At 29.2% G+C, this 17,171-nt stretch carries 21 protein-coding genes and 1 riboswitch; of the genes, 5 read left to right on the forward strand and 16 right to left on the reverse strand.

What is annotated here, in order from left to right:
* Positions 1 to 5: 5 nt before the first annotated feature.
* From fliE to CRN98_RS02560, 7 genes are all read right to left on the reverse strand, one after another.
* Positions 6 to 269, reverse strand: coding sequence for a flagellar hook-basal body complex protein FliE (fliE, locus tag CRN98_RS02530; RefSeq protein WP_423237079.1), 264 nt, complete (start codon positions 267 to 269; stop codon positions 6 to 8).
* Between the two features lie 55 nt (positions 270 to 324).
* Entirely contained in the window at positions 325 to 756 is a 432-nt protein-coding gene (flgC, locus tag CRN98_RS02535; protein WP_097025854.1) for a flagellar basal body rod protein FlgC, read from the reverse strand.
* A 73-nt stretch (positions 757 to 829) separates the two neighbouring features.
* The gene (gene flgB / locus CRN98_RS02540; protein ID WP_097025855.1) at positions 830 to 1,231 is read right to left on the reverse strand and encodes a flagellar basal body rod protein FlgB; all 402 of its coding nucleotides are present in this window, start codon (positions 1,229 to 1,231) and stop codon (positions 830 to 832) included.
* 412 nt (positions 1,232 to 1,643) lie between these two features.
* The gene (locus CRN98_RS02545) at positions 1,644 to 2,480 is read right to left on the reverse strand and encodes a flagellin (protein WP_097025856.1); all 837 of its coding nucleotides are present in this window, start codon (positions 2,478 to 2,480) and stop codon (positions 1,644 to 1,646) included.
* A 71-nt stretch (positions 2,481 to 2,551) separates the two neighbouring features.
* On the reverse strand, positions 2,552 to 3,217 hold the full coding sequence (locus tag CRN98_RS02550) for a TVP38/TMEM64 family protein (RefSeq protein WP_097025857.1): 666 nt from the start codon (positions 3,215 to 3,217) through the stop codon (positions 2,552 to 2,554).
* Between the two features lie 76 nt (positions 3,218 to 3,293).
* Positions 3,294 to 3,635: a single-stranded DNA-binding protein gene (locus CRN98_RS02555; RefSeq protein ID WP_097025858.1), complete on the reverse strand. Its 342-nt coding sequence runs from the start codon at positions 3,633 to 3,635 to the stop codon at positions 3,294 to 3,296.
* Between the two features lie 125 nt (positions 3,636 to 3,760).
* The gene (locus CRN98_RS02560) at positions 3,761 to 4,267 is read right to left on the reverse strand and encodes a gamma carbonic anhydrase family protein (RefSeq protein WP_097025859.1); all 507 of its coding nucleotides are present in this window, start codon (positions 4,265 to 4,267) and stop codon (positions 3,761 to 3,763) included.
* Positions 4,268 to 4,654: 387 nt separating this feature from the next.
* Here CRN98_RS02560 and CRN98_RS02565 point away from each other — a divergent pair, with 387 nt between their 5' ends.
* The gene (locus CRN98_RS02565; protein ID WP_097025860.1) at positions 4,655 to 5,518 is read left to right on the forward strand and encodes a formate/nitrite transporter family protein; all 864 of its coding nucleotides are present in this window, start codon (positions 4,655 to 4,657) and stop codon (positions 5,516 to 5,518) included.
* A 77-nt stretch (positions 5,519 to 5,595) separates the two neighbouring features.
* On the opposite strand, the gene CRN98_RS02570 is transcribed toward CRN98_RS02565, so the two are convergent.
* The 3 genes from CRN98_RS02570 to CRN98_RS02580 all read right to left on the reverse strand — a co-directional run bounded on the left by CRN98_RS02570 (position 5,596) and on the right by CRN98_RS02580 (position 8,293).
* Positions 5,596 to 7,341, reverse strand: coding sequence for a 5'-nucleotidase C-terminal domain-containing protein (locus CRN98_RS02570; RefSeq protein WP_097025861.1), 1,746 nt, complete (start codon positions 7,339 to 7,341; stop codon positions 5,596 to 5,598).
* A 235-nt stretch (positions 7,342 to 7,576) separates the two neighbouring features.
* Positions 7,577 to 7,711, reverse strand: coding sequence for a hypothetical protein (locus tag CRN98_RS18010; RefSeq protein WP_097025862.1), 135 nt, complete (start codon positions 7,709 to 7,711; stop codon positions 7,577 to 7,579).
* A 66-nt stretch (positions 7,712 to 7,777) separates the two neighbouring features.
* Complete coding sequence (locus CRN98_RS02580; RefSeq protein ID WP_097025863.1) at positions 7,778 to 8,293, reverse strand: folate family ECF transporter S component; 516 nt, start codon at positions 8,291 to 8,293, stop codon at positions 7,778 to 7,780.
* Between the two features lie 51 nt (positions 8,294 to 8,344).
* Positions 8,345 to 8,454, reverse strand: a riboswitch (THF riboswitch).
* Positions 8,455 to 8,717: 263 nt separating this feature from the next.
* On the opposite strand from CRN98_RS02580, the gene greA reads away from it, so the two are divergent.
* A complete protein-coding gene (gene greA, locus CRN98_RS02585; RefSeq protein ID WP_097025864.1) occupies positions 8,718 to 9,182 on the forward strand; it encodes a transcription elongation factor GreA in 465 nt (154 codons plus the stop codon).
* A gap of 89 nt (positions 9,183 to 9,271) precedes the next feature.
* Here the strand turns inward: greA and CRN98_RS02590 are convergent, their stop codons facing one another.
* From CRN98_RS02590 to CRN98_RS02600, 3 genes are all read right to left on the reverse strand, one after another.
* A complete protein-coding gene (locus CRN98_RS02590; RefSeq protein WP_097025865.1) occupies positions 9,272 to 9,607 on the reverse strand; it encodes a hypothetical protein in 336 nt (111 codons plus the stop codon).
* A gap of 265 nt (positions 9,608 to 9,872) precedes the next feature.
* Positions 9,873 to 11,945, reverse strand: a complete 2,073-nt coding sequence (locus tag CRN98_RS02595; RefSeq protein WP_097025866.1) for a methyl-accepting chemotaxis protein — start codon at positions 11,943 to 11,945, stop codon at positions 9,873 to 9,875.
* 237 nt (positions 11,946 to 12,182) lie between these two features.
* Complete coding sequence (locus CRN98_RS02600) at positions 12,183 to 12,848, reverse strand: FHA domain-containing protein (RefSeq protein ID WP_097025867.1); 666 nt, start codon at positions 12,846 to 12,848, stop codon at positions 12,183 to 12,185.
* Positions 12,849 to 13,054: 206 nt separating this feature from the next.
* Between CRN98_RS02600 and CRN98_RS17605 the strand changes: the two genes are divergently transcribed.
* A complete protein-coding gene (locus tag CRN98_RS17605; RefSeq protein ID WP_179631879.1) occupies positions 13,055 to 13,192 on the forward strand; it encodes a hypothetical protein in 138 nt (45 codons plus the stop codon).
* A 14-nt stretch (positions 13,193 to 13,206) separates the two neighbouring features.
* On the opposite strand, the gene CRN98_RS02605 is transcribed toward CRN98_RS17605, so the two are convergent.
* Positions 13,207 to 13,986 carry a cytidylyltransferase domain-containing protein gene (locus CRN98_RS02605; RefSeq protein WP_097025868.1) on the reverse strand — a complete coding sequence of 260 codons (780 nt, stop codon included), beginning with the start codon at positions 13,984 to 13,986 and terminating at the stop codon, positions 13,207 to 13,209.
* A gap of 123 nt (positions 13,987 to 14,109) precedes the next feature.
* On the opposite strand from CRN98_RS02605, the gene CRN98_RS17450 reads away from it, so the two are divergent.
* Positions 14,110 to 14,286 (forward strand): hypothetical protein, encoded by a 177-nt coding sequence (locus CRN98_RS17450; RefSeq protein ID WP_179631880.1) that lies wholly within the window; start codon positions 14,110 to 14,112, stop codon positions 14,284 to 14,286.
* A gap of 4 nt (positions 14,287 to 14,290) precedes the next feature.
* On the opposite strand, the gene CRN98_RS02610 is transcribed toward CRN98_RS17450, so the two are convergent.
* Positions 14,291 to 14,920: a bifunctional 4-hydroxy-2-oxoglutarate aldolase/2-dehydro-3-deoxy-phosphogluconate aldolase gene (locus CRN98_RS02610; protein ID WP_097025869.1), complete on the reverse strand. Its 630-nt coding sequence runs from the start codon at positions 14,918 to 14,920 to the stop codon at positions 14,291 to 14,293.
* 250 nt (positions 14,921 to 15,170) lie between these two features.
* Here CRN98_RS02610 and CRN98_RS02615 point away from each other — a divergent pair, with 250 nt between their 5' ends.
* Positions 15,171 to 16,250: a hypothetical protein gene (locus CRN98_RS02615; protein ID WP_097025870.1), complete on the forward strand. Its 1,080-nt coding sequence runs from the start codon at positions 15,171 to 15,173 to the stop codon at positions 16,248 to 16,250.
* A 128-nt stretch (positions 16,251 to 16,378) separates the two neighbouring features.
* Here CRN98_RS02615 and trhA read toward each other — a convergent pair whose 3' ends face one another.
* On the reverse strand, positions 16,379 to 17,029 hold the full coding sequence (gene trhA / locus CRN98_RS02620) for a PAQR family membrane homeostasis protein TrhA (RefSeq protein WP_097025871.1): 651 nt from the start codon (positions 17,027 to 17,029) through the stop codon (positions 16,379 to 16,381).
* Positions 17,030 to 17,171: the final 142 nt, after the last annotated feature.

The following is a 17,171-nucleotide window of genomic DNA, read 5'->3' on the forward strand; positions in this document are numbered from 1 at the left end:
CCTTACTATAATTGCATTCTATTAAGTTCTTGATATGCTTCAACTATCTTATTTCTTACTTGAACTGCAAGTTCTAAAGATAGCTTAGCTTCTTCCGCATCTAACATTACCTTATGTACATCTACTTCTTCTCCACTAATAAAGCTTTGCGTGGTATTTTCTGCAGTTATTTGTTTTTCATTTATTGAATCTAATTTATCTTTAAGTACTGAGGAAAAACCACTACTTTTTTCATCTGTTTTATTTTCTCTATCCGTTTGCATTCTCATATCATTAAAGATGGAACTGGATGGAGCAAACTCATTTATTTTCATTATTTTTCACCTACCTTCCTATTTCCAAAGCCTTAGAAAACATAGATTTTTCTGAATTTATTGCATCTACATTGGCCTCATATGATCTAGTTGCAGCTATCATATCAGCCATCTCATTTAACATATTTACATTTGGCATCAGTACATATCCATTTTCATCCGCATCTGGGTGAGTTGGATCATACACTCTTCTAAGCTCTGTTGGATCATCAGCTACCTTTACTGCCTTTACTCCTAAAAGCCTTTCTTTTTCCTTTCCAGTAGTTTTCTCCACTTCCCTTGTCAAATTCTCCTGGAATAGTGCTATCTTTCTTCTATAAGGCTCTCCATTTTTTCCTCTTGTAGTAGAAACATTGGCTATATTAGAAGAAATGGTATCCATTCTCAATCTTTCAGCTGATAATCCGCTGGCACTTATTCTTAAACTATCAAATGCTTTCATTGTAATCCACCTCATCGTTGTTAAATTTAATTTAAATTTTACTGACTAGTTATAAGCTACTATTGATCAATTACTATTTTCCATTAACCACAATTCTTCTTTGTGAAATTCTATTGTTTAGCTGAGCAATCATAGCATTATACATAAGAGCATTTGCCGCTTGATTAACCTTTTCTAAATCTAAATTAACATTGTTACCATCCTCTCTCATACTGCTTGTCTTATCTTCTTTTACAGTAATTTCTCCCATAGGAGCATCATAACTTAAATGTTTTTCGTTAGAAGTTTTTAAACTCAACTCTCCATTATTTTGTTTTAAGGTTTCCTCAAAGCTTACATATCTTCTCTTATAGTTTTTTGTATTTATATTTGAAATATTATTAGCTAGGGTCTTACTTCTTTCTGTAGAAGCATCTAATCCTTTTTTTATTACTTCATATGTAAGCTGATCTGGCGAAAGATTGGAAATTTTCAAATTATCATCCCCCAATGTTTTGTATAATTTTCTAAAATTATTACATTAAATTCAAAATACGTTTCAATTTTACAATAAAACTAAACTTTTGTATAGTGCAAATTATCATTTATTTAAAAATATTTAAATAAATAATAATTTTTTTTAACTTTTTCTAATAATTAAAGCATTTTAAGGCTATTGGTGATAATATGGCATAATACACTCACATTTTAGTGTATTATGATTCACTGGAATACACTTATTAATTTAACAATTTAATGAAATATTTTCCTATACTATGCAATTATACTACATAATTTACTATTTTTCATCTAATTTTAAATAAATTTTATTTTTTATTTAATTAAATTTTATTTAATTTTAAACAAAAAAATAGACAATCAGCTTTCATACTGATTGCCTATATCACTTACCTGCTTTTTACATTTTCAAGTATTCTAAGTATCTCTTGTGGCAATTTATTAGATTGAACCATCATCGCATTACCCGAATCTACAAGTATATTATTTTTAGTAAGCTCCATCATTTCTTCTGCTATATCTGTATCCCTTATAGCGCTTTCCGCTGCCTGAGTTACTAGTTCAAATTCTCCTAACCCTTCAAAACAATTTTCAAACATATTATCTAATGCTCCATATTCACTTCGAACATTACTCAAATTTTCTATAACTGAATCAGATTTTACCAGAGCTTTTCCAAATTCATCCTTTTCTACAAACCCTACAATTTCATCCAAATTAAGATTTCCCGCTCTTAAATTATAAAATTTTATTTCTGTATTTTCATAAGCATTGGCTCCCAATTGCATTTTCACACTGTTTATACCATTCTGCGGCTCAAACAAAGGCACACCATTAAACTCACTGTTTTTAGCTATATCATCATAGCCAGCTATCATCTGTTTTACTTCATTTAGTATAGTTTCTTTATCTTCAGGACTATTTGACCCATTTCCTGCTTGTACTAAAAGTTCTCTCACTCTTTGTATAGTATTTGTCATAGAATCTAGTGCGCTATCTGCGGTTTGCATCATACTTATTCCGTCTTGTACATTTCTTTGAGCCATTTGAAGCCCTCTTATTTGAAGTCTCATTCGTTCGCTTTTAGCTATTTCATTTGGCGCTTCCCCAGCCTTTGTAAACTTTTCTCCAGAAGATATATTTTTTAACGCTTTGCTTTGATTTACCAAAGACTTTTGATATTGTCTATATATTCTTTGTGAAGACATATTTTGCATCAATCTCATAAATTATCACCTCAAAATCAAATTATTAATAAAAATCAATACTTTATTTATCGGCAATAAACCATACTACTTTACTTAAAAGAGCCTCTTTTTACCAAAAACCAACCTAAAGCTCCTATAATAACTATTATTACAATAGATAATATAAATTGAGGAGAATGAGGATTAAATATATTTTCTCCTAAATATGCATAAGCTGCAGTTTCTATAAACACCCCTAATATGGATCCTATGATATAATCTTTATATTTTATTTTAGTAAGTCCTAAAGTATAGCTTACTATGTCATAATGAAATACAGGTACAAATCTTATAAGCGCTATGATAGAAATTCCATTTTTATTTATTATCTTATCTATTTTTATACCTTTTCCTTTAACTATTCTGTCTACAAAAGATTCACCTAAAAATCTTGCAAGAAAAAAAGCTAAGGTTCCTGATAAAAAAAATCCTATTAAACTTAATAATAGTCCTTGTAATGGTCCAAACAAACTTCCTCCCACTATGGTCATAATCATAGAAGGTATAACTATTATAAGTGGTTTAAGAGCAAATAATACTACAAATATAAACTTTGATAAAGCACCTTGGCTTTTTATAAAATTTTCTAAGTACTCCTTATTTATCCCTTGAAGAGCTGTTCTATGCTTTATCAAATAACACAATTGTATTATCAATAAACAAATTACTACAATTTTAATCACAAATCGCCATTTAATGCACTTTTTATCCTTCATAAATCATATCTCCCTATAATAATATTTATCCTTTACATTCTTATATTATAGGGAGACAGAATTATCGTCAATATATTTATTCTGCTTTTTCCTTATGTTTAAATAGATCTACAAATTGTATTTGTTCTGCTACTACTTGAGCTGAATATTTTTTTTCACCATTTTCTTTAGTAAAAGCTCTGATATTTATTCTCCCCATAACACTTATAACCTTACCCTTTTTAAGATAAGGTGATAATGCTTCACTTGCTTTTTTCCAATAAACTATCGGAATGAAATCTGCATCTCTTTCTCCATCTTTGTTTAAAAAAGGCTTTTGTACCGCTAATGTAAAATTTAAAACCGCTGTATTATCTTCTCCTACATATCTTAACTCGCAATCTTTAGCTAGCCTTCCTATTAACAAAACCTTATTCATTTTTTCACCTTCTATATTTATTTTTTATTAATTATAACCAGCTTTAGAGATATTAAACACTAATTTATAACTTTAAATTGCAGATTTTCAATTTCTAAGTGATTTATAGTTAATAGGAAGTAACTTTATTTACCTTTATATTCTGATGCTAGCTCTCTATAGTGTTCAGCACTTCTTTTTATTTTGCTTATTTCTTCTACTGTAAGATTTCTTATAACTTTTGCAGGAGTTCCTAGGCATAAAACTCCCGATGGGATTTCCTTTCCTTCAGTAACTAAGCTTCCCGCCCCTATAATGGTTTCTTCTCCTATTTTTGCATTGTTTAATATTATACTACCCATACCTATTATTACATTATTTTCTATATCACAACCATGTAATATAACATTATGTCCTACGGTAACATTATCTCCTATAATAAGAGGAGCATCATTCTCTTCATGCAAAGTCGAATTATCTTGTATATTAGTATTTCTTCCTATAATTATATTATTTGATTCTGCTCTTATAACCGATCCAAACCACACCGAGGAATTTTCTCCTATTTTTACATCTCCTATTATCGAAGCATTCTCTGCTATAAAACAGGATTCTTGAATTTCTGGACTCTTTTCTAAAAAATTCTTTATCATAATACTCTCTCCTCCATTATCTTAATACCAAGTATAATTTAATATGAATATTTGCAAATACATTAAATTACAATAGCAATTTTGTATTATTAATTTCCAATTGTCAACTATAAATTAAAAATAAAAAATACATACAATTTCAATATTGTGTTAACATTTTTAATTTTTTCACATTTTCTAAGCGCTGCTAAATTTATATAGACGATTTATAGATGTTTTTACAGTATAATAAAGACTATAATAATTTTCATTTTATACTGTATACCTTTGTAAAAGAATAGTTATTTATTAACGTCTAAAATATCAGTAACCGTTTACTTGCTACCTACAACTGATAATCGACTACCAACTTTTCACTATTAACTATAATAAATAGGGGGATATATTATGGATAAACAGATGTTAAAATGGTCGGAATTATGCCCTGAAGCAGTAACTACAGCTGTGGGAAAAACAAACTCAACCTTTATAAAAACTCTTATACTTGGAATACTTGCGGGTGCATTTATAGCTATGGGAGGTTTTGCTGCAGCAGTAGCTTCTCACAGCATATCAAATGTTTCGGTTTCTAAATTTATGGCAGGCGCAGTTTTCCCCGTTGGACTCATATTAGTTATAATATGCGGCGGAGAACTTTTTACGGGAAATTCACTTATGATTACAGGTATACTCGAAAAGAAAATAAATTTAAAAGCTATGCTTAAAAATTGGATTATAGTATACTTCGGAAATTTTTTAGGTGCTCTTTTAATAGTGGCTTTGCTTTGTCTTAGTGGTTCCTTTGATATAAATGGAGGAAAATTAGGAGGCTATGCACTAAAAGTCGCTTACACTAAAGGCTCATTAACTGCGGTAAAGGCATTTTCTAGCGGAATACTTTGTAACTTTATGGTAAGCTTAGCGGTATGGGGAGCTTATGCTGCTAAGGATATAATAGGGAAAATTTTTATGATATGGTTTCCTATAATGGCTTTTGTAGTAGGAGGCTTTGAACACTGCGTAGCCAATATGTATTATTTATTCGCAGGCTTACTATCTAAGGGAAATAATATTTACATAGCGGCTTCTGGACTTAACTCTTCAGCCATTTCAACCATAAACATGTCAAATATATTTCATAATTTATTTTGGGTAACGCTTGGAAATATAGTAGGCGGCTCAGTTCTTGTGGGATTCTTGTATTGGATAGTGTACTCACAATCTAAAAGCACTGCTTATGTGACTCATTCATCTTCTAGAAATTTAGGATAAAAGTAATAAAGGAACTTGAAAATGTTATTCAAGTTCCTTTATTATTTGTTTAGAGTAATTATATTTAAAAACCAACATTAATTTTGAGGAATAATAAGCTTTTGTCCAACAAATATTAAATTCAAGTTATTTATATTATTAATTTCTCCAATTTCTTTATAATCAACATTATATTTTGTCCCTATAGAATATAATGTATCTCCTAATTTTACAGTGTATATAACTGATTTTTGTGGTATTACTGGTATCGTTGGACCTTCCACCTTTTTCTCTTCTTGTAGATAATTCTTTTTAACTAGTGAAAGTTTTTTAGAAGCCTTGAATTCATTTATCAATGCATCCCTTACTGGAATATTTGTATCTAACTTATTTTTACCCTTTGAAAAGTCATATTCATCCCCATTTGAGGCCATAAAATCATTAGTTACTACCTTGTAATATTTATTCATATCTAATTTCGTTCCATTCATAAGGCTCATTTCAGTTACTCTGTTTCCAAATGCCCTTGACAAATCATATTTTACCTTTAATCCTGAAACTTGAACCCAGCCAATCTTGTCATTTCCTATACCATTTTCTATAACCTTCTTTATATCTGTACCTGTAAGATCCATAGTAAACAATGTATTGTCAAATGGCATAACTTCATATAAATTTCCCATGGTTATATCGCCCTTATTTAATGAAGTTCTTATTCCTCCACCATTAGTTATAGCTATTTGAGAATTTGTAGCCTTTGCCATAACTTCACATATCCACTCACCAAGTATTGAAGGACCACTTAATTTATCATGAACTAAATCCTTATCCGTAACAGCCAAAACTTCATTAAGCTTTGGTCCTGATAACTTTTTATATTTTTCAGCTATAGCTTTAACTTCTGTATCTTCTTTTAATTCACCTATTGAACCTATTAAATCTACAGCATAGGGTGTTATTTCTGCTTTTTTTGTATTTAAATCGTATTTTATTTCCAATCTGCCATAAGCTCTTCCATTATAATAAGCTGAAACGACAGGAATTCCTTCAACTTTCCCTGATACAGTTTGATGTGTATGTGCTGCTATTACGGCATCTACATAAGTACTTGCTTTGGCAAAATCTGCTGCCTCTCCTGTGATAACTTTACTATCCTTATTTTGAAAAGCACCTAAGTGAGTAAGAGCTATAACTATATCAGCTTTTCCTTCCTCTAATGTTCCACTCTTAAGCTTTTCAGCCCATTCTTTAGCTGATTTAATAGGATCTCTAAACTCTAAATCTTTTATATAAGCTGACTTTGTTTTGTAAGTAGTTTCTGGAGTAGCCAGTCCTATAAATCCTATTTTCACCCCATCTACTTCTACCATTTTATATGGTTTTGCAAAAGCTACAGGCTTAAGTGTATTTTTATCATATATGTTAGAAGCTAACCATTCAAAATTTCCTTCTTTAGCCCATTTTTCAATTTTATCTATTCCCCAGTCAAATTCATGATTTCCTAAAGCTGAAGCCATAACCTCTAAGTTATTTATCATTTCATTTATTGGAGCACCTTCATTTAAATTAGATATGGCGGATCCTTGATAAAGATCTCCAGCTGCAACTACTATAGTGTTCTTATTACTATTCTTAAAATCTTTTATAGCTTTTGCAAACTTTGCCATGCCAGGTTCCTTCTTGCCTTCCAAAACCTGTCCATGATAATCGTTAAAGGATAGTATATTTATGGTCTTAATGTCTTCAGAAGCAGCAAATGCATTCCCTGAAAAAATCATACTTAAAACCATAAGCACTGATACAAATAATGAAATTATTTTTTTCCGTTTCAAGTTATAAGTCATTTCCCATCCCCCTTTTTAATACAGCTTGTGTAGTGCTATAACAGAGCCTACATTTGAAATATATTAATTTTACTCAATTATTATTCTCCATAATTGCAATAATAATTAGTTATAAATATTAATAAATAATTTAATTTAAAAACAACCAATTAATTTTTCAAATAAAAAATAGGAAGTTTGCAAGCAAACTTCCTATTTTTTATTTTAACTTTTATGCTCTAATTATTGAATTATATCAATCTATCTTTTCTCCATCAAAGTTTTCATAAGCTGGAGGATTCTTCTTGTCCCTTTTTTTCACTCTATCTATAGGTTTTACACCATCATTTTTCCCACTTTTTTGATGTTTATCCCCTTTAAAAGGTCTCATAGCCATCCTTCCTTTCTACATGTATTTAATTATATTTTGCCATGTAGAACATAAATTTATACTTATTTAAATTGCCACATTACGGAAGGATTTGTCCATATATTCTCCAATTGCTTTCCAACACATATATATAACCGGAACTTTTACTGGTATTTCTATAAGATTTTTTATTATTCTAGGAACTATTATAGCATATACTGCCTTTCCAGTTATCATTGAAATCCATATGGTATTAAGTCCCAAATTTACAAAAAGTGTTATAGTTAATACAGCTAAAATTATATTAATCATAGATTTAGGTCTTTTATAAAGAAATATTCCATATATTACTCCTGATAAAGCTGCACTCAATGTAAATCCTGGAAAATATGCTCCTTTAGGAAATATCAGCATACCTAAAATATCAGCTGCTGCTCCGCATATACCTCCATATAAAGGACCAAATAACATACCACATAAAGCTAATGGTAAAAATCCAAAACTCACTCTGATAATTGGTGTTTCAATTCCTAAAAATCTTGTAAGTATTACTTGTAATGAAATAAACAAACCTAAAAATACCATTTTTCTTGTATTTTTCATAACGCCGCCTCCTTTGATAGTATTTGCTAATAGAGAAAGTGACGCTAAAATGTTAGCGGAATGCGGCAATTGCATCGCGAAACTTAAAAAAATCAAAGTCTCTTCGTCTAGTGGCAACTTCCTGTCCACCTAGCACTTTACGCGCAATCACCTACTCTAACAAGCAAATCTATTTACATTATATACAAATATTTATTACATAACAAGATAAATTTTAGATTTTTTACAATTATTTCGACTTTTCAAACAAAAGCTCCATTCTTAAATATTCATCCCTTATTATTCATAAATATTATATATGTGTTGATTATACTAATATATTGATGATAAAATGGCATTAGAGGAAAACTTAAAAGCATTTTTATATGTCGTTTAAAATTTTATTGACTGTCAATAATAAGTTACTAGGAAGGTGAATTTGTTTATGGATAAAATTATTTTAACTGAAACAGCTAGAAAAAAAATAGAAACAGAATTGGAATACTTAAAAACCGTTAAAAGAGTTGAAATTAAGGAAGCATTAAAACATGCTCGTTCTCAAGGAGATCTAAGCGAAAACGCCGATTATTCCGCTGCAAAGGATGATCAATCTTTAAATGAAACTAGAATACTTGAACTAGAAAATCAATTAAGAAATTCAGTAATAGTAGAAAGTTCTACAGATGCAAATATGTTTGACATCAACAAAACTGCAATAGTTAAATTTTATGATATGGATGAAGAAGAAGAAGTGACTTTAGTAAGTTCTGTAGAAGCTGATCCAAGAAATATGAAAATAAGCATAGACTCTCCTTTAGGAAAAGCTTTATATAAACTTTCCATAGGAAAAAAGGCTAAAGTAAGCTCCCCTGATGGAGACTACGAAGTTGAAGTTATAAAAGTACTTTAATACATATTGCTAAAAATTATCATAGGCTAGGTACTAAAGATTAGAAACTGTATATAAAGTTTTAATTTTTAGTACCTATCTCTATTTACTTAGTAAATTTTCTTATCAAAAATTTCAGAATCTATATACATTTTATATAATGCCAAAGCATCTTCCTTAGTTATTTTATTGTTCAAGAGATTTCTATGAAGTATATATAAATTTGCATTTAAATCTGGATTTGAGCTCCTAGTTTCCCTCATTTTTTGTTCGATTTTTTCCATCACAGTTTCTGTATCTTTATTTAATTCCTTACTTACTAAATCTAATATCTCCTCTGCTTCTTTAATTAATGCCTTGTCCTTACATAATGATTTAATGGTTTGAGCTCTTGACTTTATTTTTATAAGTATATCTTTGCTAACAACTATTTTATCCTCTCCCATTATTCTACTCCTTTCATGTACTATCTAAATCTTCTTGTAAATCCTAGCTTGAGTTTCGTTTTTATTTTCAAAATTAAATATATTTCAACCATACTATCATACTATATTACATAACCTATTTGCCGATGCCTTTTCCATAAATATACTCTAAAAACAAAAAAAACGCAAAACATTTTTTCAAATAATAATTCATAATTATTATTTGAAAAATGTTTTGCACTTTATTATTCATTTTTTCTTCCATTCACTAGTAACTATTTACTATCTATTCTACCTTAAAATTGTTCACCTCTTCTAAAAGATTTTCAGCTAACTCTGATAACTTATTTGTACTTGTTGAAAGGTCTTCTATAATAGCAAGTATCTCTTCTGCACTTGCAGAAACTTCTTCTGTAGAAGCTGAAGTTTCTTCAGATGCTCCTGATATTTCTGTTATAGCTTCCATTATTTCTTCTTTATTAATAATCATAGTTTTATTTAATGCTTCTATATGATTCATATAGTTAGAAACCTCAACTATAGACTTGTACATTTCTCCAAATACTTCACGTGTTCCATTTACTGAACCAATTTGTTTTCCAAGTGTATCCTTTGTAGCGCTTATAGAAGTTACAGCATTAGCAGATCTTCTTTGTATTTCAATAATAAGCTTGTTTATTTCTTCTGTTGAATACGCTGTACTTTCTGAAAGTTTTCTTATTTCCTCTGCTACTACAGAAAAACCACGACCTGCTTCCCCTGCACGAGCAGCCTCAATTGATGCATTTAGCGCTAAAAGATTTGTTTGATCAGCTATAGATTTAATAGTTCCTATTATTTCTCCTATTTTTTGAGAACTTATATCCATAGCTACTATTACTTCATTAAGCTTTTCTGTATCAGAATTTACAAGAGAAGTCTTACTTGTTAAATCCTCAATTTCTTTCATACCATTTAAATTTAACTTTGTAACATTATCATAAACTTCTTTTACTGTGTGTATTGCTTTTGAAATCTCATCAATACTTTCTGAAAGCTGTTCTGATTTTTCCATACCTCTTTGAGTTTGTACAGCTTGTGATGTAGCAGTTTTTGCTATTTCTCCTATAGTAAATGCAACTTCTGTTGTAGCGCTAGAAGTTTGAATTGACATATCTCTTAAAGACGTAGAGCTTTCTGACACTATTTTGGATGATGAAACTATCTCACCTATAAGAGATTTTAAATTACCCATCATTTGATTAAAGGCATTTCCTATATTCCCAAACTCATCCCTTGAGCTTATATTTATGTTTTCTGTCAAATCTCCTGAAGCTGCTTTATTTATTCCATCTTCTAGTACTTTTAAAGGCTTTGTTATCATATTAGATATATATAATGCAAATATTATTCCTATTATTGTACTTAATAACGCAATTAGTATATTTGTTCTATTTATTGTATTTAGCTCTTTTTGAGTTTCATTTGTATTAAAACTTAATGCAATCTTCCATGATGTTTTATCATTAGTTGTAAATGATACATACTTATGATCTCCCCCAAAGGTATATTTTTTAAAACCTTCTTTATCAGAATTAATTACCTCAAAAACTTCTTGTCCTTTTATACTTTTACCGATTAGCTTTTCATCAGGGTGGGAAAGTACTGTACCATCAGGACTTATGACAAACATCCTTCCACTGTGTCCCATGGTAACATTCTTATATTTTGTTGATAAATTTTCAAGGGTAATATCTATTCCCATTACTCCAAGTATTTCTCCACTATTACCCTTTAAAGTTTTTGCCATAGTAAACATAAGTTTTCCTGTGCTTGGACTTACATAAGGATCTATATATACTATCTTATCTGGATTTTCCATTGCCTCTTTATACCAAGGTCTCTGTGTAGGATCATATCCTGGCATATTTCCTGCCTTGTTAGTTGAATTTGCAAAGAATGTTTTATTTTTGGTTCCTATGTACACGGAAAATATACCATTTCCAGTTTTAACTTTATTATCTAATAACTTTCTTGAAAAATATTTTGTTTTTTCTACTTCTTCTTTTATTTGATCTTTTGCTGCATCTTTGCTATTCATTTCATCTTCTAAACTTACTAAATTTCTCAAATTTTCATCCATAGATAAAAAGTTTATAGTTGACTCGATTTCCATAAACATATCATTTAAATTATTATTCATTTGTTTTGTCATTTCTTTTGAATTATTTTTAAAACTATCTAAAAGTACTTTGTTTGAAATTCCATAGTTTAATATGCTAAGTATTAAAAGCGGCAGTACCATAGCAATAACTATAAGTGGCAACAGCTTATATTTTATACTTCTGCGATTTTTTTGCTTCATTGATAACTTTTCCATCTCATCTTCTCCTTATTGTAAATTACTTATCTTTTTTATATTGTCACTGCAATATTATACCAACATCCTCAATTATCGACAAGTTATAGCAAAACTTTAAATTTTTTCATAGACTTTGTAATTGTTTTAAATCTCTTATTTAAACTTCACTTAAAAGCCCATAAAATTAGGAAGTCTGCATTTACAGACTTCCTATTATAACTATCCACTATTAATAATTAACTATTAGCTTCATCTTTATTGTATAACTACAAATCTTAATTTTGTTTCTCCAATTATTACGGTGTCATTGTTATTTAATTCCTTAGCTTCTTCTATTTTGTCTCCATTCACAAAAACTCCATTTTTTGAATTTAAATCATATATATACATTTTGTCTTCTTGTTGTTTTATAATGGCATGATTCCCACTTACATACATATCATCAAGTACTATATCATTTTCATCACTTCTACCTATATGACTTTCTCCAGGCTTAATCTCATAATTGGTTCCTCTTTTTGTTCCATTTAACTGCACTAAAAATGCAATTATATTATTGTAAAAATTACTTAAAATTATTGTATCATCACTTATGGTAGAATTTATTTCTTTCTTTACATCAAGTTCTGTAGCTTGCTTTTCAACTAATAAATCATTTTTTATATCACTCTTACTATCTTTATAATTATGTTTTTCAATATTATCACTTTCTTTATTTACACTTTCTTCAGCATTTTTTTCTTCTGTAATTTTTTTATCTACCCTACTATTTTCATTTTCACTTTCTTCAAGATCATCATCTTCATCAAGGTCATCATCCTCTATAAAATCATCTTCATCATATTTTCTAAGTACTAAGAAACCTACAACAGTGCCTATACCTACTATTCCTATAAGCACAAGTATTATCCCAATTGTCATAAATTTATTCCTCCCTTATTGCTCTGCAAGTCCATTGACTTTTGGAAAATTTTAATTTAACTTCCCACTTTTTTATTTCAATTCTTAGCTAAATTTTAAAGCTTTAATGAAAAATAGTCAATACACAAAAGAATATAGATAATATATTGAATAGTAATTCTAATTTTGTAAACTATATGTATAGATAAAATTAATGGAGGACTACTATGCAAAAGGAAATATATAATTTGCTTCAAGAAATTAGAAAAGAAATAGAACTTATAGAAAAAAGATTAGATGAAATAGAAAAAAACTCAACTAATTTAAATTCATCAGAAAATGAACATAGAAATGAAGTAAAATAATGTTTCAAGTCAGCCTAAGGCTGACTTTTTCCCTTTTGATTTATCTCTGCAATTTCTGGATTCTCATCTAAAAACTTTATAACTTCCTTAGCATTTGGAAAATCAGAATCAAAGTGCCTAAAAATGGTGCATATAAGTCTGAAATCTTCTTTAGTATCAACAGAAAGCTTATAGCCTCTATTGTAGGCCTTTTCTCCTTTTACTATGCCAATCTTAAACTCCCTAGGATGCTTTAAAATATAATTTGTTACTCCTTCATAGTATTTACCAGGAGAGCATTCATTTGAATACATAGATTCCCTTATAGATATAGTATTTATTCCTGAACTTTTTATAACCTTTTGTAGACATTTATCTAATGCTGCTTTTGAAAACACCTCTACTTCTAAGCCCTCTGGAAAGGAGTTTGGTACGTCTAAGCATACATAGTCATAATCGTACATTTTAAAATAAGATATAACATGGTCTACAATATCAGGGGCTATTAAAGGACAATTACCTTTTATTCTAACTATTATATCACCAAAATGTTTACCTGAAGCTTCCTTAAATCTTTTTAGCATATTTTCTTTATCCCCTGTAAATACATGAAGCTCGGTTTCTTGAAGTGCACTTACCAAAGAGGAATCCTTAATATTATTGGATGCCGCTACAATAACTTCATCTATAAGCTTTGCCTTCATTAGTCTTTGTAAGGTATGTACAATAACTGGTTTTCCCGAAATAGACCTTGTTAAAAGCTCCATATTTCCATTACAAACTGTTTCTGGCTGAACAATACATAATACCTTCATTAAAATCACCTCTATAAATTTAGAATAACCTTAAAGGAAAAAGTTTATGAAAAAAACTTTAAATATATAATATACACGTTATCTATATGCCTAATGTTATCAATCCACTCTAAGGTAAATCCTATGACTGTTTATAATAATAATGATAATGTTACCATAGAAAAGGTTTTAAGTAAAAACTACAATTCAGAAAAACAATGGAATAACTTGAGTAATCTTGAAATTGCTATGAAAAGCCACATGGCAAATCGTGATACAAACTTTATCATTATTATTTATCCTCTAAGAAAGTTCTTGTAAGGTTTCACACATGATTACAAACCGCTCTTATCAATCTTTTACATCTACTTCTTAGTTCATCTAAATTATCTAATGTTATGTCTTGAACTAAAGCTTCATCTACGCCTAGTGTGTAGGCTCCTGCTCTAAACCACTTTTCTATATTATCCTCTCTTACTCCTCCAGTTGGCATTAAATCCATATATGGAAACGGCCCTTTTAAAGCTTTTATAAACTCAGGACCTAGGGATTCTCCTGGAAATACTTTTATAATGTCTGATCCTAAGCTATATGCCTTAAATGCTTCTGTTGGAGTGGCCACTCCTAGTGAAAAAAATATTCCATGCGACTTACAGTACTTTCCCACCTCCTCTACAATACAAGGAGATACTATAAAGTCCGCTCCACTATTTAAAACTTGCTTTAATTGTATTTTATCTACTATGGTTCCTGCTCCTATAAGAGCATTTGAATATTTACGTTTAAGCCTATCTATAAGTATTGGTGCCTCCTTTAATGTACAAGTTACCTCAATTATATTTATACCTGAACATATTATGTTTTTACAAAGCACTTCAGCAAAATCTAAATCCTTTTCCCTTATTACTGCCACTATATTATTTTTAAATCTATTTTTAATATCTCTTTTATCCATAATACTAGTTATCTCCTCCTTCATCTGTATAAACTCTGTGACTTTATACAGATATATGAAAAATTATCTATAAATATGAAATGAAAAATTAATAGCTGTAATAATATGCATATAGTTTAAATGTTCTATGCCTTTGCCTTAATTCTAACAATAAGTTTATTGTATTTTCTTTAAAATATACATATAATTAACTTTATAAAACTTTATTTTTAAACAGTTATAATTATAGTTTATTAACTAGGAGGAAAATATGAAAAAATTTAAAGGACTAATTGTTACATTATTAATAGGTACTAGTTTAATTTCTTTATCTGGCTGTACCTCAAAAGAAGACAAGCTCATTAACGCTCTAGCAAAAACTAATACACTACACTCTTTTAACTATAAAGCTAATGCTAATGTCAAAACTAATGGAGAAACTGCTTTAAATACTAAAACCCCTAATGAATTTAGCTTAGAGTTTAATGGTAAAACTGTTAAAAAAGATAAAAGTTTAATTAAGTCTGAAACAAATATTAAATTAGGAACAGCAGGCATAAGTACAGATTTCGACTTAATTCAGCAGATATCACTAGGTAAGAATAAATCAGATTTTAAAATTCTTATAAAAGTTCCGCAAATGTTAAAAACTGAATTAGGATCTATGTTACAAAATACTGACTACATTTATGTAGATTCAAATGGACTTAAAAAGCTTCAAGAGCTTGAAAAGGCTAAAAATTTAGATTCAAAACCTTCAACAAGTATAGATACAGATAAATTTGCTGCAAATGCTGCTAATATTGAAAAATCCTTATTTCTATTTATAAAAGAATATACAAAAAAAGATGGTAAAGGATTAATAAAATACACAGGCAAAAACTCTGTATCAATTAATGGAGTTGATGAAAACCTTGAAACTTATAGAGTTAAAATTAATAACGAGGATCTCAAAAAACTTTTAAAAGCTTATGTTAAAGATGAAAAGAGAGTTACTGAGCTTCAAGATTATTTAACAGCTTTATCCCCTGAATGGTCCAAAGAAAACAAAAAAATAAATAGCGAAGACTTAAATAAAAAAATTGATAAAATGAAAAACATATTTGGCAAAGATGGATTAGTAATGGACTTTGCCATTAAGGATGGTTATATAGTTCAAGAAAAAATAAGTGCAGATATTATAACCGAAACTGACTCAATAACCTTCAGTATTAATTATGATATATTTAATATCAATAAAAATGTAGAAATAAATTTCCCAAATAAAGAAGATGTTAAATATGTTGACTTAGTAGATATGATATCAATGTCTAATGGAAAATTAGACTCTTCAGTTCCTGCAGGCTTCTAGTTCATTAAACCCTACAATTAATTAAACAATAATAAAGCATCAAAAATATAGATCTCTTCTATATCTTTGATGCTATTTTTATTTAAACTTTATCAAGATTAGATTTTACTTATATGTGTCCAACATATTTATACTATATACTTAAATACCATAAAATAATGAAAAAAGCTTCCTAGCAATACAAACAAATGAAATATCTCATGGAATCCAAATATATTAGATTTTATCCTTGGCCACTTTGTGGCATATATAACTGCACCCAAAGTATAAGAAACACCGCCAAGAAATAATAAAACAATTCCTCCTGTTGACATGGTCTTTGAAAGAGCTGGAATTAAAAATACGGAAATCCATCCTATAAATACATAAGATAAAGTAGATATCCATCTTGGCGCATTAAACCACACCATTTTAAATATAATGCCCATGAGAGCACAAGCCCAAATACCTATAAACATTGCCCATCTTAAAGTCCCATGTAGTGAAATCAAACATATAGGGGTATATGTTCCTGCTATTAAAACAAAAATCATTGAATGATCTAGCTTTCTTAGAAATCTTATTACTCTTTCTGATGCCATTGCTAAATGGTATACCGTACTTGCTGTATAAAGAAGTATTAAGCTTAAGCCAAACATAGCTATAGCTACATAAGATAATGGCTCAGGTTTTGCTACTGTACTTTCATGCCAAATAAGTGCTATCATGCCCACTAAGGATATTACCGCTCCAATTAAATGGGTTAATCCACTCATAGGTTCTCTAAACTTTGCAAACATATATCCTCACTCCATTTTGATTATTATTATAACCGTATCATGTAGTTTTAATAACTACTTATCACCATATAAATATATTACCACAAAGTTTAACAAAATATAAGTGTCTTTTGAAAATTTATAACTATATTTTCGAGTATTC

The organism is Clostridium peptidivorans (assembly GCF_900205925.1).
GTDB classification, from domain to species: Bacteria; Bacillota; Clostridia; order Clostridiales; family Clostridiaceae; genus Clostridium_AK; species Clostridium_AK peptidivorans.

What these genes read in the sequence shown, in the direction of transcription:
- fliE (WP_423237079.1), bottom strand. Translation starts at nt 269, where the DNA reads ATGAGAATGCAAACGGATAGAGAAAATAAAACAGATGAAAAAAGTAGT.
- flgC (WP_097025854.1), bottom strand. Translation starts at nt 756, where the DNA reads ATGAAAGCATTTGATAGTTTAAGAATAAGTGCCAGCGGATTATCAGCT.
- CRN98_RS02545 (WP_097025856.1), bottom strand. Translation starts at nt 2,480, where the DNA reads ATGAGATTGATGCAAAATATGTCTTCACAAAGAATATATAGACAATAT.
- CRN98_RS02550 (WP_097025857.1), bottom strand. Translation starts at nt 3,217, where the DNA reads ATGAAGGATAAAAAGTGCATTAAATGGCGATTTGTGATTAAAATTGTA.
- CRN98_RS02555 (WP_097025858.1), bottom strand. Translation starts at nt 3,635, where the DNA reads ATGAATAAGGTTTTGTTAATAGGAAGGCTAGCTAAAGATTGCGAGTTA.
- CRN98_RS02560 (WP_097025859.1), bottom strand. Translation starts at nt 4,267, where the DNA reads ATGATAAAGAATTTTTTAGAAAAGAGTCCAGAAATTCAAGAATCCTGT.
- CRN98_RS02565 (WP_097025860.1), top strand. Translation starts at nt 4,655, where the DNA reads ATGGATAAACAGATGTTAAAATGGTCGGAATTATGCCCTGAAGCAGTA.
- CRN98_RS02570 (WP_097025861.1), bottom strand. Translation starts at nt 7,341, where the DNA reads ATGACTTATAACTTGAAACGGAAAAAAATAATTTCATTATTTGTATCA.
- CRN98_RS18010 (WP_097025862.1), bottom strand. Translation starts at nt 7,711, where the DNA reads ATGAGACCTTTTAAAGGGGATAAACATCAAAAAAGTGGGAAAAATGAT.
- CRN98_RS02580 (WP_097025863.1), bottom strand. Translation starts at nt 8,293, where the DNA reads ATGAAAAATACAAGAAAAATGGTATTTTTAGGTTTGTTTATTTCATTA.
- greA (WP_097025864.1), top strand. Translation starts at nt 8,718, where the DNA reads ATGGATAAAATTATTTTAACTGAAACAGCTAGAAAAAAAATAGAAACA.
- CRN98_RS02590 (WP_097025865.1), bottom strand. Translation starts at nt 9,607, where the DNA reads ATGGGAGAGGATAAAATAGTTGTTAGCAAAGATATACTTATAAAAATA.
- CRN98_RS02595 (WP_097025866.1), bottom strand. Translation starts at nt 11,945, where the DNA reads ATGGAAAAGTTATCAATGAAGCAAAAAAATCGCAGAAGTATAAAATAT.
- CRN98_RS02600 (WP_097025867.1), bottom strand. Translation starts at nt 12,848, where the DNA reads ATGACAATTGGGATAATACTTGTGCTTATAGGAATAGTAGGTATAGGC.
- CRN98_RS17605 (WP_179631879.1), top strand. Translation starts at nt 13,055, where the DNA reads ATGCAAAAGGAAATATATAATTTGCTTCAAGAAATTAGAAAAGAAATA.
- CRN98_RS02605 (WP_097025868.1), bottom strand. Translation starts at nt 13,986, where the DNA reads ATGAAGGTATTATGTATTGTTCAGCCAGAAACAGTTTGTAATGGAAAT.
- CRN98_RS17450 (WP_179631880.1), top strand. Translation starts at nt 14,110, where the DNA reads ATGACTGTTTATAATAATAATGATAATGTTACCATAGAAAAGGTTTTA.
- CRN98_RS02610 (WP_097025869.1), bottom strand. Translation starts at nt 14,920, where the DNA reads ATGGATAAAAGAGATATTAAAAATAGATTTAAAAATAATATAGTGGCA.
- CRN98_RS02615 (WP_097025870.1), top strand. Translation starts at nt 15,171, where the DNA reads ATGAAAAAATTTAAAGGACTAATTGTTACATTATTAATAGGTACTAGT.
- trhA (WP_097025871.1), bottom strand. Translation starts at nt 17,029, where the DNA reads ATGTTTGCAAAGTTTAGAGAACCTATGAGTGGATTAACCCATTTAATT.